Here is a 16685-nt window from a genome sequence, read left to right on the forward strand (position 1 = left end):
AATACTTATTAGTATCTTTGAATATATTTATTTACGATGTGGCGTAAAAGAATTACGACAAGCGAAAAAACAATTAATTTCTTAAAAGTCTTTGGTCCTGCATGGCTTGTTATGATGGCTGACATGGACGCTAGTAGCATTATAGGTGCTGCACAGACTGGTGCTGTATATAATTATGGATTTGTATGGATTCTTTTACTTTTAGTAATTCCACTTTATATTATACAAGAGACCTCGGGTAGAATTGGAGTTGCCACGGGTAAAGGTTTAGGAGAAGTAATTAGAGAAAATTACAGTAAAAGAGTTGCAGCAATTATGGCATTACCTATGGCAATAACAGACGCATTTACTTATGCTATAGAATATATGGGGATAGCCATAGGATTTGAGGTGTTAGGAATTCCATTAATTATAAGTATTCCAGCTATTTTTATTATCCACATTCTAATAGTTACGAAACAGAAATATGTAGAAGCAGAAAGAGTTCTTTTAGGTATCTCGCTAGCCCTAATAGTTGGGCTTACAGCTACCCTATTTTTACGAGGAGTAAAAGATTATTCGCCTATCTATTTTAAACCCTCTCCCCTATTCTTTTTTCTTATTGCAGCCAATGTAGGGGCAGTAATAATGCCATTTATGCTATATTTCCAAGCCTCAGCTACAGCGATTAAACTAAAGGAGATTGATGCAATAGAATACAAATCACAAGTTATTAAACATATGAGAAAAGAGACATTACTTGGAGCAATAGCCACTGAAATCTTAATGGTAATTGTAGAAATGACATTTGCCGGGATAAAAAACGCTTCTGATCCATCAGTTTTTGCCAGTGCTTCCCAATTAGCAACCGTAATGACTCCTATAGCTGGTGATCTTTCTCCAATATTTTTCTCCATAGGGCTAATAAGTGCTGGATTCCTTGCATTAGTTGTAATTTCTTTAGGCAGTGCTTGGGGAGTGGTTGAGGCACTCGGAATCCCAAAAAGGAGTGCTTGGAAGATATATGTTATTGAAAGTATACCGGCAGTTTTAGTTACATTACTATTACCTCCCTCCATGTTAATAAATACAATACTTGATCTCCTAGTATTCTTCGTTTATGCTCTAATTGGACCAATAGTAATCCTTGGAATAATCTCAAGGAATAAAAAGATCATGGGCGAATATTATTCTAGTGGAATAAGGTTAGTTGCATACTGGATATCAGCAATAATTATACTTTCAATTGCTATTATTGCAACTTTTTAAATGTTGATGTTAAACCTAAGGGTATTATACTCCCTTTCCTTTCCTTTATTTCAAATCCTTGTTGCTTGGCATAATCAAAAAATATTTTATCTAATTCTTCCTTGGTAACGTTGTCAGTCTTCTCTAACATTTTTCTTAGTCCTTGTATTATCTCTTTCAGATATACCTTATCTTCATCTAATGGTAAATCCTTATCTGAATGATACCAGGGAATTAAATCATCATTATAAAGTACCATTGCAGGATAGCCTTCTAAGATATAAGAGAAGTGATCTGAGAAAGGAGTTGGCATTTCTATTCTTTTTACATTAAAGAATTGAGAAAACTGAAATAAATCTGGAGTTGCCGAGAAAACAACCCTATTAGGGAAAAGAGCATCTAAAGAAATCATAATAAAAGTGTTGTCTTTTTTATGCTGAAAAGATCCGTTACAACATCTTGGACCTTCCTCAGAGGAAAAGAAAAGGAACTTAAGACCATGGTGTTTCAATTCAACTTTTAACCCCTCGATTATATCCAGAGAAAAGAGATTATCATGATAACCGCTTAACCAATGATCTACATGAGCACCAATTACTATATAATCTTCCCCGGGAATAGCCTCAACCTCTAAATTATAACTTTCATTCTCTCTTAAATAAGATTTAGAATAGATCTCAACTTCATCCCCATCCTTTAAAGGTACTTCAGAAAACACAGCAGGGATCTTTGAACCAACACTTATTCTTCTCAGTTTTCCTTGATCGAAAAATATAACGCCTTTATAACCCTCTGCAACTGTCTTATCATAAAGGTCTTTAACCATAAAAGGGTGAGGGGGCATTTCATAATACCTAATCTCCTTACCCACTTTTCCCTTAACGTAACCAGAAGTATAAGGAAGAAGAGAACCATTTACTTTTTTACCATTTACATAAAGCTCAAAGTTTTCAATTACCCATTCTTTAGTCTTTATAGTATGTAAAGAACCACCGAATTTTTCTTTTAACTTGCTCAAGATAAATTTCTCTTTATCACTACCATGAATAATCTCTCCCAGTGGGAAAAACTCTAAAGAAAGCATTAAAGAAATAAAAGAAGTAAAAAATATTAACTTTTATTTTCTTCCTTAATAGGTTTACCTAAAACTGATGGCGGGAATTGAGAGTAGATAACTCCAGCAATAACTAAGAGTAATGCAACTATATAACCTACAGTGGCTACTTGTGAAGGTGTTGGAGAGAAGCCTTTGTAGTTTTGAGTCTCAGCTATTGCAACAGCAAATATTATTATTAACCCTATAATAAATATAATTTTGAATGTTTTATCCAATTTATTCAAATATTCTTGGTTTTGAATAACTGCCATCTTACTCACCCTCTATATACGAGTTTTGCAGTAATTATCATAGCAATCATTACCATTACACCAAATTCTAAACCACTTATTGACAAAATGTGAGGCAAGCCTCGCCTTTTAAGGCGGGGTAAAGTTTAAAAATTATTTTGAATACTTTAAAGTGTGGAATACAAATCAACTAGGCATGTAAAGTACCTCTGCAACTACCACTTCATATGGATACCAAAATATCGTAGGAAAGTACTAACAGGTGAAGTTGCTGAATACACTAAAGAGGTATTAAGAACCATAGCAGAAGAGTTGGGCTGTGAAGTATTAGCCCTAGAAGTAATGCCAGACCATATCCACCTCTTCGTTAACTGCCCACCGAGATACGCACCGTCATATTTAGCAAACTACTTCAAAGGAAAATCAGCAAGACTAATCCTCAAGAAGTTCCCAGAGCTGAAGAAAGCTACTAACGGGAAGCTCTGGACTAGAAGCTACTTCGTATCTACCGCAGGTAACGTATCCAGCGAGACGATAAAGAAGTACATTGAAGAACAGTGGGCGAAAGAGAGTGAAGAGGACTAACGTAGTTAAACTACAAGTAGACAAGCAAACCCACGAAAGACTGAAGGAGTTGGCTATTACCACAGCGAAGTGTTGGAACGAAGTGAACTGGTTAAGGATGCAACAGTTCAAGGAAGGGGAGAGAGTAGACTTCAACGGTTCTGAGAAGACGGTATATTCAAAATACAAAACAGTGCTCAAAGTAAACGCAGGACAGGTCGCGAGGAAGAACGCGGAGGACTGGAGGAGCTTCTTCGCGTTAATAGAGATGAAAAAGGAGGGAAAACTACCGAGCTGGTTCAAACCGAGACCTCCAGGGTACTGGAAGGAAAACGGCAAGTATAAGCTCATGGTTATTATTAGAAACGATAGGTATGTGGTAAACGAAGAGAAGAGGGAAATTTACTTGAAGGACTTCCACCTCACCCTCAAGTTTAAGGGGAAACTCAAGTGGGAAGGAAAACAAGGCAGACTAGAGATAATTTACAACGAGGCAAGGAAATCGTGGTATGCCCATATACCAGTGGAGTTAGAACATAAAGTAGAGAAGGGTAATTTGACGGCTTCAGTAGACTTAGGCATAGTTAACCTAGCTACAGTGTACGTCGAAGACGGGTCGTGGTACTTGTTTAAGAGTGGGTCTGTTTTATCCCAATACGAATATTACAGCAAGAAAATACAAGTTGCCCAGAAGACCTTAGCGAGGCACAAGCAGAGGAGAAGCAGGAAGCTGAAGCTCTTGTACGAGAAGAGGAGTAGGTTCCTAAAACACGCCTTAAACAGCATGGTTAGGAAGGTAATGGAGCTATTGAAGGATAAAGGAGTAGGCAAGATAGTTGTAGGTCATCCTAAAGACATAGTGAGGGGTCGTGGAAATAAGCTGACGGTCAACTTCTGGAACTACGGCTATGTCATCAAGAGGTTTAAGGGAGTCGGGGAGGAGGTTGGCATAGACGTTGTCGAGGTCAGTGAGGCTTACACTTCAAAGACTTGTTCCCTGTGCGGGGAAGCCCACAAAAGTGGGCGTATTAAACGCGGTTTGTTTAAGTGTCCCCGCACGGGGAAGGTAATAAATGCGGACTTAAACGGTGCGATAAACATCCTACATATCCCCGAGTCCCGAGGAGCTAGGGGCGGAGGGCAACCCCTAGCTAGGGATAGGGGTAATGGGCTGAAGGCCCAGCCCGTGGTCTACCGCTGGACGAACGGAGCGGGGTGGATGCTTTACGCACCCACTAGCTATGAAGTTGTGAGGATGAAGGTGGTAAACCACAAACCTGTGAACCACCCTAAGGGAACCCTCGCCCTTTAGGGCGGAGAGGAGGTGGTCAGATTTGTAATGCACCACTTAAGATATGACCAGATGCACATCCACCAGCCATTCTGGCACCAAACATCATTAATGCAGTTCCGCCAAATGAACCTAAAGCTCTAATAGCCTCATTATTACCAAATCTTTTCTCCCAACTTGGTGGTATGTTCTTTCTGAATGCTGTAAACCTTCTAGTTAAGAATACTGCAGCAAAGAATGAGTGTGGAGATAGTGCCGTCATTAAGCTATTTATATTTGTATTATGAGTATCACTTATGGGTAGGAAGCCTGTAATTAGGCATGATATAGCGTGTCCCTCTTGTGGTAGTCATCACGTCGTTAAGTGTGGTAAGCCTCCTGGTAGGCAGAGGTTTCTGTGTAGGGATTGCGGTAAGTACTTTCTTGCAGACGCAGTTTATCACCACCACTCTAAGGAGGTGAGGGAGGAGGCTTTGAGGATGTATACTAATGGTATGAGTATGAGAGCTATTTCTAGGGTTCTTAACGTACCTCTGGGTACTGTTTTCACTTGGGTTAAGCGTTATGGTAAGAGGAAGTACGAGAAGCTGGTGGACTTGTGGAATAAGGCTAAAGAGTTGGTCAAGGGTAAGGTCGTTACTAAGGTTGTTGATGAGATGTGGACGTACTTGTACAGAAACACTAGGGCTTTCTACAAGTGGGTATTCACTTGTTACGTGTATACTAGGCTAGGGTTATACATAATTTACTCTGTGGGTGATAGGGATGAGAATACTTTTCGTGAGGTCAAGGACTACGTGCCAGATGATGGTAGGTGGGTGAGTGATGATTACAACGTTTACTTTTGGTTAAAGGATCACACGGTAGTCTCACTTGTTAATCCCAACGAGTCCTTTCACTCCTCACTGAGGGATAGGCTCGTACGTTTCAAGAGGGCAACGAAGGCTGTTAACAGGAGTATAAATATGGTGAAGTATTCTATAGCGCTGGTCTTGTGGGAGAGAAGGCTAATCCCAGAATTTGTAGCTTAATGACGACACTATCTTATATAAAACATATTAGTCAGATCTGTGTAATACAGATCTGACTGGGTGAGGCCGTGACACTATTTGGGCTTAAAGCTCGGTGTGGAGCTTGGCCGCCTCCAAATTCGTACCGGAAGTTGGGCTTGAAGCTCGAATAAAACATAAGGGTGAGTATATATGGAGGCCCCAGTTGCAGGAATAGATATATCAAAAGATAAATTAGTAGTGTATTTCCAAGGTAAATTATACGAGTTTCCTAATGATAAGCAAGGGTTTGAGGGAGTAAAGCAAATCTTGCCTAAGGGTTGCAAGATAGGTATTGAAAGTACTGGAGTTTACCACATTAACTTGGTTAAGTACTTGGGTAATGAGTATGATGTTAGGATTATTAATCCCTTAGTACTCAAGAGGTTTAAGGATTTTAGGGGTAAGAAGAGTGATAAGAGTGATGCTAAAAAGCTTGCGGAATTAGTTGTTAATATGGGTAGTGAGTTTATAACGAGTGAGGCTAGGGAGTTAACAAGCCAATGGGATTTTGTTACAAGAAGTATTGTTAGGGTTAAGAATAGGCTGAGGAGGGATTTAATCCTCTTGGGTTATAGGGATAGTTTGTCCAAGGAGAATTTGAATGAGGTGTTGAGAGGGGAGGATAATGTAGTGTTGTCTGAGGTTAGGTTTCTTTTGGGGGAACTGGAGAGGCTTGAGGGTAGGAAGAGGGAGATTGAGGAAGGGCTTGAGAATTTTGTTCCCAAGGATAGTTTGATTTTCACTATTCCGGGTATTGGTAGGACGCTGGGTTGTATTATTTTGGCTAGGGTTGGTGATGTTAGGCGCTTTTCTGATAAGAAGAGGTTTGTTGCTTATTGCGGTCTTGATCCGGTTGTTGAGTCTAGTGGGAAGGGTGTTGTTTCAAGGGGTATTTCTAAGAAAGGTGATGTTGTTTTGAGGAGGGCTTTTTATCTTGCAGCTTTAACTGCTATTAGGGTTAACCCTGTTATCAAGCGTTTTTATGAAGAGCACAAGGGAAGGTTGAGGGGTAAGAAGTTGATTATTGCTTGTGCTAGGAAGCTTGCTGTTATTACTTGGGCTGTGCTGTACTATAATAAGCCCTTTGAGGCTGACGAGTGATAAGGAGAGTCTTGTTTTTCAGAAGTAGTGTGGACTATGCTTGATTTTCGATGGAAAGGTTTTTATACCGGAAGCTCCACACTCAGTTTAGAAATAATTGCAAACAAAAATTAATGAACTTAGAACTAGCATAACTGGCTATTCCTATATCTATATGCTATGGAAAATTTATCCAAATAATTGGAACACCTTGAAATTACTAGAGTAAGGTTAATAAACTACTGTAATAATTATTCTTTATGCAAACCATACTTGTTCAAAAGAAAGAAACAATATTAAAGAGCATTGATGAGCTCACTGAAAGAAGTATAGATAACACAACCGTAATGGAAAGAAGAAACCTAGATTGACTTTTTAAGTCTTAAGTTTTTTTCTTTTTTGATGATTAAGCCTCTTACTTCTTCTCAGGAAGAGGTTTTAAAAGCTCTTAATGATGATAAGTATCAGATTGTAGGGGTATTTGGACCCACTGGTACTGGAAAGACTTTATTAACATTATCATATGGTATAGATGTTATTAAGCAAGGAAAATTTAAGAAATTCATTATAGTAAAGCCAATAGTAGATATTGTTACTAAAAAAGAAATTACTGCTACTGAATTACCTAATTATCACGAGGTTATATTAAGTTATATAAAAGATGTTCTTGGACCCGAGTATTCCGCGACTGTAGATGAATTATATAAAAGTGGAAGGATCGAAATTCTTGATTCAAGACTACTTAGAGGAAGAACGTTTGATGACTCAATTATTTTCATTGATGAAGTCCAAGAACTTCAGCCAGAGAGCATAATTGAGCTAATAATCAGAATTGGAAGAAATAGTAAGCTAGTAGTTGCTGGAGATCCAGTCTTCCAGTCACTTCAAATGAAGACATTCAAAGACCCTTCAGAGTTAGTTAGGGAAGTTTTATTAAATGAAGAAGATGCTAAAGTAATAGATCTTGGAGTTAAGGATATTATAAGGGCTGGTGCAAAGAGAGGTTTAAGACTTCTAATTGAGTATAGGTTAAGGAGTAGAATATTATCAGAAGAAGAGAATAAGGTACTGAATGTTACCAAAGCTCATGCTCCAGACGCAGATATAATAACTGTTGTAGATTTGTCTGAGGAGAAAAAGAAACTAGGACTAGATAATTTGACTACAGTACCCGATAGTATAATAGTAGTAAAGGAAGGAAATATCGGTAGATTGGTAGGAAAAGGTGGTGAAAGAATTAATTCAACCGAAAAGGAAATTGGGAAAAAACTTAGGGCTTTAGAATTATCGCTTGATTTCAAGGAGTATATAAGGGCAGTTCATCCTCTCCCTTGGGTTGTCAAGCATATTGAAGATGCTGATTTTAAAGGAAACGAATTGGTAGTACAGATCAAGAAGGAGACTGGAGCCTTCATGGGACAAAAGGGTTCTTATGTGAGATTTGTTGATGAAGCTATTAGAAAACTTTTAGGTGTAGGTATAAGAGTTATAGCGAAGGAGAATGAAAATAGTTAGTTGGAATGTCAATGGGCTTAAGGCTATAACTAGAAAAGGAGCTTTAGAATCTGTATTAAATTACGATGCTATTTTATTACAAGAGATTCGTAGTAGTGATTTACCCTTAGATTTGTTAATGAGCGGATTTAACATTGCTTCTTTTCCAGCTAAGAAGAAGGGGTATAGCGGTGTTATGACATTAACTAGAGAAAAACCTAAAAGTATAATAAAAGGCTTAAACGTTAAGGAATTTGATGAAGAAGGAAGAACTGTTACAGTTGAGTTGGAAAAATTTTATCTAATCAATGCTTATTTTCCTAGAGCAGGAGATGGGCTTAGTAGATTAGATTTTAAAATATCTTTTGATAATAAAATTGAAGAATTTATGGACCAGCTAAGAAGAACAAAACCAGTTATTATTTGCGGTGATTTTAATGCTGTGGTGGAAAGAAGGGATTCTTCTTTTTGGGATGAAAATGAACCGGGTCTTTCGCCTAAAGAAAGAGAATGGATGAACCACATCTTGAAAAAAGGATATATTGATGCTTATAGGTTTATTAACCCTACAAAAATTGAATATAGTTGGAGGAGCTATAGATTTAAATGGAAAGCTATGAGAATAGATTATTGTTTAGTTTCTGAAGAATTAAAGGATAAAATTAGGGATTGCAAAATATTAAATGTATCTGGCTCTGATCATTATCCTATTCTTCTTGAGATAGAAGTCTGATATATATTTTGTAAAATGGCAGCTAATTGTGTTATTGACGCTTTAAAATTCTGGTAATCATTTTGTATCTTATAGGAGAAAGCTTGTTGATATAGCAAATTAAGTTGAGGATATTGATAGGAAAGTGTTTGGATAACTCTATCTAAATCTTCTTTAGTATAATAAGGCATATTCATCTTTATTGCTATTGCAGCAATTAGGTTAATTATAGATACCCATAGAAAGTTCATAGCATTGCTTAAGTCACCTTGAGATTCATACAATAAAGCTTTAGCCCAATTGTCTCTATATTGGTTAAAATATTGAGAATCTAAAGAATAATACTGCTGTGTTGTTATAGGTTGCAAAGCCGAGGAACTAACTGAAACATGCCTATCAGCCACTTTCTGAATATATTGATAAAAGAAATATAGCCCTACTAGAACTGGTGCTGAAGCAATCCACATTATATAGGGATTAGATACAAAGAATAAACTTGCTTCTATTAATGCAGCAAGGAAAAGTTCGATTGGGACTATTATGAGTGTTAGGATTCCTCTTATCCACTCATTTCTCCTTAAAAGAATGTATGTACCAGAGGCAGTCGCTATTGCATAAGATGGTAATTCTACAAAAGAGTGAGGAAGTGTTAGTAAGAGTAATGCAGCTATAATGCCAGGAATATGATTAGCGGTCATTACAGCACTAAGAATCATCCCCGTATTAACTATGGAATAAGCTAAGAATAATATTCCAATAGCTGGAATAAAATCAAGCAATGCAACTCTGATATTGTTTGAAAATATGCTTAATGCTATTAATATGTAAGGCTCATTTCGTATAGAACTCTCTATACCATTATATTGTTGAACTAATGATGAAGAGTTTATCGGTATTGCTGAAGAGATTAAGAATATAATTATCTCAGCTACAAAGAACATTAGTATTAGTTTACTTATGGGTCTCATAATACTTAATTTTAACTCCATTAAATAAAAGCTTTCATAAGTTTATTAACGGCATTTCTGAGTATCTCTTCTGTTTCCCTTGGGGATTTTTCTATATTGCAACTTATATGTGACCAACTTTTCCCTTGAAGTACTCGGCCAACTAGTACAGCTTCTTCTAATAAATCTAGTTTTATCGGCATTTCCCAAAAATATTTTTTAGTTAACAAACCAATAGAATCGGCTACTGAATTATAAGGAAGAATTCCCTCTAAATATGCATTTATCTTATCTATATCTTGTGGTTTTAAATCCTCGGTTTTATTAAAAGCGTTAATACTATCTAAAAGCTTAGCTAATGATAAAGGCGATACGTTAAAATATACTTGATGAGCAGTATTAATTATCTTTCTTTTTAAATTAAAAGATAATACATTTGCAAGCTCTTTCGCCTTATCAGAAATAGGATAAATAACTATAACAGAGTAACCATTTAGACCTTCATTTTTTCTAGATGCTAGATAGATTGGAGTAAAATCATTTTTTACCCAAAAATTAAGGACTCTTATATCTAAGATGAAAGAAGAACCTAGCCAATCCAAATTATTAGATATTGCATCACCCTTAATATGAGAAAGCAACTTAGAGCCTAGCCCCTTGCCTTGTAATTCCGGTAATACAGCAATCCTTATTATTCTCCAACCTTTCAATTTACCAAATTCCTTCAACCTCTCATATTTTATAATTCTGTGAGGTATTAAATGTCCTAAATTGCTCTCTCCCTTTAAAATGCTATTTATTCTCTCTTCCGATAATCCCCCTTCAAATATAACTTGTGCTAGAGAAACATCACTTAATGAATATAACTTCTGAAAATGTAAATCGCCTAACAACATTAAATCGTCTGGAGAATTACGATAATGAGCTGAGACAAGAATACCGTAAATTTGTCTTAATCTACCGTCATTTTTAAATAGCTCTTCTCTGTTAACTTCTTCTATGCTATTATTTAACTGCTTTATCTTTGGTTCTGCATCCAGGAGCATAACATCATAAATAAATCTCTCTATCGGATCCCCCTTTGAATATCTTATAGGAAAGTCCAAAGTAACGTGTTTAAAAAGATATTTTTGCTTTATCAATAGAAGATACTTAAGAAATGCCTTTCCAGAACCTTCATAACCATGAATAGTAGTTATAAGGATTGTCTTGTTCCACTTTCTAATAATATACTCTAGCGTTTCTATTCCTAAAGCTGCTGCTTCATCAACTACGATTAAATAACCATCATAATCTTTGGCTAAATCTGGGGCTAACCATCTGACTATCACTTCTCCAGCTGAAATCCTCATAATTTTTCCATCCCTCGATTTAGTAACGGTGTATTTTATGCCCAGGCTTTTAAGACCCTTAGCTAAAAACCTAAAGATTTCTGAAGAAGAATAATAAGAGGGAGAGGTTATGATTATTACTGTAGGTTCTCTGTATTTTAGGAAAACAACATATGATAAGAAAAGCCCTATTACAGCACTCTTCCCCCTACCTCTTGGTGCAGTCACAGCTAAAATTCGTTTTCTATCATCATGAAGGATAAATAATGACTCTTCCAATGCCTTATTTTGATCTTCACTTAGGCAAAGGTTATGTAACTTAACCGGAATAGAAGGATTAGATGGGATTTTAAGCGAAGATCTTTTTAATTCATTTACATTTACGCTCTTAAAATTTACTAATTTTTCATCTTTTACATAAATTATCCCTTGATATGATCTTATTTTTCTCATAAACCTATCTTCAAAGAAGCTATCAACAATCCCATCTCTTATTAGACTGTTTCTGTACAACTTGTCTTTATATATATCATTAGTATAGATGACAATTAATCCGCCACCCCTAGCCATATCAGTTAAACGAGAAATATAATTAGGACGAAAATCATCTACAGCATCCATTATTACTAGGTCAAATGTCTCCCCAAGAAATTTTTCTGAAGATGAATAGTCAATATCTGTCAGCGGTAATCCGATTTGCTTAAAAAAATCAAATCTCTCCTTTGCCTTGTCAACCCAAGGGTGGAAAGCGTAAGCTATTCTAGGTTTTTTATTAGTTTCAAGAAAAGAATTTAAAAAACCTAAAGTAGAATTTAGAAAATTATTCCCTTCTACGAAAAGTAAATGCCTATAATAAAAATCTAAGGCTTTTTGAAACTCTTCTCTCATCTTTTAATGTTTCCTCCTACTTCTTAATGCTACCACAACAACTATTAAAATTATTATGATTATCACTACTATTATAACGAGCCAACTTATTGTATACTTTGTATTATTCACTTCTACTATTATTCCTTGAGATACTAAATTGCTAAACGCTGATGGAGACACTTGCACAGTAAACTTATCGTTTTGCACAAACGGGAATAACGCACCAGTTTGATTCCACAATAAAGTTATTGCCATAGTATAATTTCCAGTTTGTGCACCACCACTTATATCAACAACATATGTTACATTAACCTCTTCACCAGGCTTAATATCACCCAAATAAGCTTCAGACGCTGTTAATGCCATTAGCGGATTTGAACTACTAACATATGGATAAATTACGTCATTAGAGCCTAAAATAGCCTTAACGTTTTTTGCAGTAGCATTACCAACATTCTTTATTGTTATAGTTATAGGAACTTGAGAAGCACCAGAGGATAAAGTTGGGTAATAGACTCCAACCACTTCTAAGTTAGCTTTGGGATATACTTCTATCTTAAATGATTTTACATATTTCCCACCATCATATTTAACTGTGAAATTAATGTAGTAATATCCAGCTTTTGTATCATTAGGTACGTTAATTAAAAAGGTTAAATTAGCTGGAACTCCTTGAGGTAAAGCTCCTACAGTAAATTCACTTGAAGAAATTATTGGGAAAGGAGAAGATATTGAAACTGAAACGTTATTGGCTATTGCTTCACCATAATTTACTAGAATCGCTTTAATTTCAACATCATAATATCCCGGAAATACTTGTGGTGGAATTGTAAAGGCGTTTATTGTAATATTTGGTGAGTATATGACTACTGGAGTATAAACAACAGTCTTAGTGTTAAAGTATTGAATAGTTACCGGAATATAATATACTCCAGGTGTTGCATTTGGATAAACATTTACAGTTACAGACGCATAATTATATTCACCAGCTGGTACTATACCAACATATACGTTCTTTTGAGTGAAATATAATGGATATTCTGAGTCTAAATCTAATGTCACATTTAAAGCATTTACATCTCCAAGATTTCTAATAACAAAAGTTAGAGGGACTTGAGATTGCCCAGAAGATATAGTTATTGGTGAATTAATAGATCCCCAAATTGCAGTAACAGAGAAATTAACATACCCATTTATATCCACAGTCATGTTAGTCGTTAAATTAACACCATTAAAGTAACTTACAACAATAGGAACCTGATAAACTCCCTGAGTAGCGTTAGGATAAATACTTGCATATGTAGCTATTTCTACTGGCTGACCAACCGGTAAATAACCTATATTTATTTTATTTTCTTCAAATTTTACCGGATAATGAGATTTAAGAATTACTGAAACATTAGATGCTATAACATTACCAGAATTAACCAGAACTATCGTTAATGGTAAGTTATTTTCTCCACCACTCACAACTAATGGCGAATTTAGCGATCCCCAAACAGATTGTGCTGTTATTGATACATAACCAAGTATAGGAACTATTGCGGATATATTCTTTGATACTACATCTCCATTAGGCAGTTCTCCAGTAATTTTAAGATAAATTTTATAAATTCCGTCAGATGCAGAAGGAGATATCTTGTAAAGGAATGTGACATTTACTTGACTACCAGTTTGTATTTCAGGGATTGTAATATTTTCAGTATTATTGTAGTATTGATATAAACTGAAAGGATATATTGATAGTGGTGTAACATTTACATTATAGATTGGTGAACCTAAATTTATTAACGTAAATGTTATTGGTACTGGTCCCATGCCTGGAGCTAAAATTTGAGAAACATGGGAAATTGCTGAAATATTAACTGATGTATTCTGAGAAAAAACAATTAACGTTGGTAAGATAAAGGCTAATACAAAGAGGAGCCCTAGGGTCTTTTTATTCATTGCCATAAATTTCATATGGGAAATAGATATATCGAAATTAATAAAGCTATCTCAGCAAGGATCCATTCATTCACCTATCATCCCTTGTAAGGCTCATCATTCTAGGCCACCAATTATACTTCTTCAATATTGCTAATATTGCAGGAACAAATATAGGTCTTACTACAAATGTATCGAACAAAATAGTAATACCAACTCCAAATCCTATTTCTTGTAAAAACCTCATATCTGAAGACATTAGGGAAAGAAACGCACCAGCTAATATTAAACCAGCAGCTGTAACTACCAATCCAGTTTTTTTAACAGCATTTACAATTCTTTCCTCATCATTTCCTTTTTCCTCTAAAATTCTGATAATAATAAACATATCATAATCGATCCCAAGACTATACATAATTGCGAAAACTATTAGAGGTGTAAGCCAGTATAGAGAACCATATACTAGATAAAGGATTGAGACGCCAAACAAAGAACTTAATAAAAGAGTAAGACTTAGCCTTATAGGTACTAGGACAGAACCCAAACTAATTACTAAGTACACTGTAATTATAACTATTGTTAGCGGTAAAACTTCTGTATAATATAAATTTACAGTATTATCTACAATATCTATTCTTTCAGCATTACTTCCACCAACAAGATAACCCTCATTAATAAGCTGCTTGGTTAAGTTTATTGCACCGTGACTGAATACCGGATATGGAATGTAAACTTCCAGTAATGAGTAATTATGAGAATAATAAAGATTTGTGACATAAGTCTTATTAACAAAAAGTGCCTTACCTATTGATGCTGGACCATACACTAATGCGCCTTTATTTATTAATTCTTTACTTAGATTGTATATTTCCGAATACGTGGTATTTGGATTTCCCTTAATTATAACATAATCTACACTATAATTATATAATTGACCTAACAGTTGTTCTCCCCTAACCACTTCTGAAGAAGAGGGAACTATCTCATCAATAGCCACATTTGTATGATGTGTTATGAATACCGAGTACGAAGCTACAGCTAACACTATCATAAAAAGAAGAACCCAATACTTATGATTGATTGATACTTTAGATATTTTTTCTAAATATCTTTGCCTAACATCTTGAGGATTTGGAATTTCTTTTCTTGGAAAACTTAGCCATCTTACCTGGATTGAAGCCAATGCTGTTCTTATAAAGAGTATAGCTGGAACTAATGACGAGATTGAAGATATTACTAAGGCTATTCCAATGTTTCTTAACAAAGGCGAAGAAGAAAAAAGAAATGATGAAAAACCTAAGGTTATACTTAACCCACTAAATAGAACTGCTCTTCCCGCAGTTCTAAATGCAACCTTCAAAGGTTCTTTCTCGCCTTTTCTAACTTCTTCAAAATACCTATATAGAAATAGAATCGAGTAGTCAACTGTTATACCAAAAACTATCGGAGGAATAACCAATCCAGAGATATAATAAATAGAATAACCGAAGAAAGTAAGAAGATACAGTAAAGAATATGCTATTACTAACCCTATTACTGCACTTACAATTAATATTATGATAGGAACTAATGATCTCACAAGCACAATTAAAAGTATAGTTAGAATTAATATCGTAAAAATGTCAATAATTCTTAGATCTTGCTCAGTAACTACAGCTGACTCGGCATATATTGGTAAATGCCCAGTTATTATAGCATTTGATAAAGCCTTCATGAACATCTCAACATCGATCAAACTTTCGTTAGAAGGTACTTGAACTATGAAAAGCCACTCATCTCCTTTATGAAACTGGTTAATACTTAAAGGTGGAGGAGGAAATTCCTTTTCAACCAGATTTAAAGAATAATTTAACGGATCCTCAATCTCTGCTGTAGATACGTTCTTTCCGGTTATAATTCTGATCAAATATGCATAATCCTTAAAATCCTCTAAGGTATTGGTAACTAGATTAACATTACTGTAGTTATTAAAAGAGAAAAGAAAAACATACGGATCCTTAAACACTATATAACTCGCATTCCTAGCTTTTTCAACATCAGTACCATTTTTTAAAGCACTATAAACTGCCAAAAACTTTAATGCTAGACTAGAATTACTTTTGAACTTTCCTAAGGGTAATCCGTAGGTTACGTTAAGTTGAAAATAAAAGGATGTTATGTTATTTAATAGCAGAAGTCGTAGTGTTGTTAGATTTTTATAAAGTTCGTGAAGGGGCAAAATTTCTTTGTATACCTTCTCAACTACTGGGAATATAACGGAGAAATATGAGCTGTTACTTTCATTAAGTATATAGTAAGGTGTCAGAAGTTTATAGTTCTGAAGATACTTACTCGCCGTGTCATTTACAATTTTCAGAGATGTACTATAATTTCCTTTAGTTATTACATATATATCATCATTTGTCGAAAAATTAAAATATTTCACGAGAATATCTTTCACTTTTACGCTAGCAAATTGTGAATTTAGAAAAGGTGAGTCAGAATAAACGAATAGATGCTGTATATTTAAAGCGAAAGGAGCTAAAATGACTAGAAGAACTAACCATAAAATTAAGTAAGCTTTCATAACGCTAAATTCTCCATAAGAATTAAAAATGTTAATCATAAGAATTATAACATTACCATTTATTGTATTTTCTCAGAGTTTTTAGACAAGACATATAATGCCCTAAAAACCTTGAGTTCGTACTAGGGAAAGCAAAAAGTACCTGCAACCTTAGTTTTCCCTTTAAACAATTACTGGCATCCGATTATTCAGAAAAGCAATAATTATGTAAAGGTCTAAGTCCCTCTTTATAAGCTATATAGATAAATTATTTTTAACTCAAGTTAACCATATAGCAT

Annotated in this window: 14 protein-coding genes; 7 read left to right on the top strand and 7 right to left on the bottom strand. The window is 35.1% G+C overall.

Annotation, left to right across the window (positions count from 1 at the left end; translation table 11 throughout):
- The first annotated feature begins 36 nt into the window (after positions 1–36).
- On the top strand, positions 37–1248 hold the full coding sequence (locus STK_RS10565; RefSeq protein ID WP_010979972.1) for an NRAMP family divalent metal transporter: 1212 nt from the start codon (positions 37–39) through the stop codon (positions 1246–1248).
- Here STK_RS10565 and STK_RS10570 read toward each other — a convergent pair.
- Entirely contained in the window at positions 1232–2311 is a 1080-nt protein-coding gene (locus STK_RS10570; protein WP_010979973.1) for a Zn-dependent exopeptidase M28, read from the bottom strand. The genes STK_RS10565 and STK_RS10570 overlap by 17 nt on opposite strands.
- Positions 2312–2337: 26 nt before the next feature.
- Positions 2338–2595 carry a hypothetical protein gene (locus tag STK_RS10575; protein WP_069168155.1) on the bottom strand — a complete coding sequence of 86 codons (258 nt, stop codon included), beginning with the start codon at positions 2593–2595 and terminating at the stop codon, positions 2338–2340.
- Between the two features lie 153 nt (positions 2596–2748).
- Here STK_RS10575 and tnpA point away from each other — a divergent pair, with 153 nt between their 5' ends.
- Positions 2749–3159 carry an IS200/IS605 family transposase gene (gene tnpA, locus STK_RS10580; protein WP_010979974.1) on the top strand — a complete coding sequence of 137 codons (411 nt, stop codon included), beginning with the start codon at positions 2749–2751 and terminating at the stop codon, positions 3157–3159.
- On the top strand, positions 3146–4450 hold the full coding sequence (locus STK_RS10585) for an RNA-guided endonuclease InsQ/TnpB family protein (protein WP_010979976.1): 1305 nt from the start codon (positions 3146–3148) through the stop codon (positions 4448–4450). Before tnpA ends, STK_RS10585 begins: the two co-directional genes overlap by 14 nt.
- 16 nt (positions 4451–4466) lie before the next feature.
- On the opposite strand, the gene STK_RS10590 is transcribed toward STK_RS10585, so the two are convergent.
- Complete coding sequence (locus STK_RS10590; RefSeq protein ID WP_052846670.1) at positions 4467–4691, bottom strand: YeeE/YedE family protein; 225 nt, start codon at positions 4689–4691, stop codon at positions 4467–4469.
- Between the two features lie 34 nt (positions 4692–4725).
- Between STK_RS10590 and STK_RS10595 the strand changes: the two genes are divergently transcribed.
- From STK_RS10595 to STK_RS10610, 4 genes are all read left to right on the top strand, one after another.
- The gene (locus tag STK_RS10595; RefSeq protein WP_010979977.1) at positions 4726–5460 is read left to right on the top strand and encodes an IS1 family transposase; all 735 of its coding nucleotides are present in this window, start codon (positions 4726–4728) and stop codon (positions 5458–5460) included.
- Between the two features lie 171 nt (positions 5461–5631).
- The gene (locus STK_RS10600; RefSeq protein ID WP_010979978.1) at positions 5632–6582 is read left to right on the top strand and encodes an IS110 family transposase; all 951 of its coding nucleotides are present in this window, start codon (positions 5632–5634) and stop codon (positions 6580–6582) included.
- 381 nt (positions 6583–6963) lie between these two features.
- Positions 6964–8076, top strand: coding sequence for a PhoH family protein (locus STK_RS10605; RefSeq protein ID WP_010979979.1), 1113 nt, complete (start codon positions 6964–6966; stop codon positions 8074–8076).
- Positions 8063–8788 (top strand): exodeoxyribonuclease III, encoded by a 726-nt coding sequence (locus STK_RS10610; RefSeq protein WP_010979980.1) that lies wholly within the window; start codon positions 8063–8065, stop codon positions 8786–8788. The genes STK_RS10605 and STK_RS10610 overlap by 14 nt, the downstream gene beginning before the upstream one ends.
- On the opposite strand, the gene STK_RS10615 is transcribed toward STK_RS10610, so the two are convergent.
- The 4 genes from STK_RS10615 to STK_RS10630 are packed head-to-tail and all read right to left on the bottom strand — an operon-like array spanning position 8758 to position 16407.
- Complete coding sequence (locus tag STK_RS10615; RefSeq protein WP_069168205.1) at positions 8758–9735, bottom strand: stage II sporulation protein M; 978 nt, start codon at positions 9733–9735, stop codon at positions 8758–8760. The genes STK_RS10610 and STK_RS10615 overlap by 31 nt on opposite strands.
- A gap of 20 nt (positions 9736–9755) precedes the next feature.
- A complete protein-coding gene (locus STK_RS10620; protein WP_010979982.1) occupies positions 9756–11933 on the bottom strand; it encodes a tRNA(Met) cytidine acetyltransferase TmcA in 2178 nt (725 codons plus the stop codon).
- Positions 11934–11936: 3 nt separating this feature from the next.
- Positions 11937–13877, bottom strand: a complete 1941-nt coding sequence (locus STK_RS10625) for a COG1361 S-layer family protein (RefSeq protein WP_010979983.1) — start codon at positions 13875–13877, stop codon at positions 11937–11939.
- A gap of 55 nt (positions 13878–13932) precedes the next feature.
- Complete coding sequence (locus tag STK_RS10630) at positions 13933–16407, bottom strand: MMPL family transporter (protein ID WP_052846671.1); 2475 nt, start codon at positions 16405–16407, stop codon at positions 13933–13935.
- Positions 16408–16685: the final 278 nt, after the last annotated feature.

The organism is Sulfurisphaera tokodaii str. 7 (assembly GCF_000011205.1).
Taxonomy (GTDB): domain Archaea; phylum Thermoproteota; class Thermoprotei_A; order Sulfolobales; family Sulfolobaceae; genus Sulfurisphaera; species Sulfurisphaera tokodaii.

Coding starts and splice junctions, on each gene's coding strand:
- STK_RS10565 (WP_010979972.1), top strand. CDS start 37: ATGTGGCGTAAAAGAATTACGACAAGCGAAAAAACAATTAATTTCTTA.
- STK_RS10570 (WP_010979973.1), bottom strand. CDS start 2,311: ATGCTTTCTTTAGAGTTTTTCCCACTGGGAGAGATTATTCATGGTAGT.
- STK_RS10575 (WP_069168155.1), bottom strand. CDS start 2,595: ATGGCAGTTATTCAAAACCAAGAATATTTGAATAAATTGGATAAAACA.
- STK_RS10590 (WP_052846670.1), bottom strand. CDS start 4,691: ATGACGGCACTATCTCCACACTCATTCTTTGCTGCAGTATTCTTAACT.
- STK_RS10595 (WP_010979977.1), top strand. CDS start 4,726: ATGGGTAGGAAGCCTGTAATTAGGCATGATATAGCGTGTCCCTCTTGT.
- STK_RS10600 (WP_010979978.1), top strand. CDS start 5,632: ATGGAGGCCCCAGTTGCAGGAATAGATATATCAAAAGATAAATTAGTA.
- STK_RS10605 (WP_010979979.1), top strand. CDS start 6,964: ATGATTAAGCCTCTTACTTCTTCTCAGGAAGAGGTTTTAAAAGCTCTT.
- STK_RS10610 (WP_010979980.1), top strand. CDS start 8,063: ATGAAAATAGTTAGTTGGAATGTCAATGGGCTTAAGGCTATAACTAGA.
- STK_RS10615 (WP_069168205.1), bottom strand. CDS start 9,735: ATGAGACCCATAAGTAAACTAATACTAATGTTCTTTGTAGCTGAGATA.
- STK_RS10620 (WP_010979982.1), bottom strand. CDS start 11,933: ATGAGAGAAGAGTTTCAAAAAGCCTTAGATTTTTATTATAGGCATTTA.
- STK_RS10625 (WP_010979983.1), bottom strand. CDS start 13,877: ATGAAATTTATGGCAATGAATAAAAAGACCCTAGGGCTCCTCTTTGTA.
- STK_RS10630 (WP_052846671.1), bottom strand. CDS start 16,407: ATGAAAGCTTACTTAATTTTATGGTTAGTTCTTCTAGTCATTTTAGCT.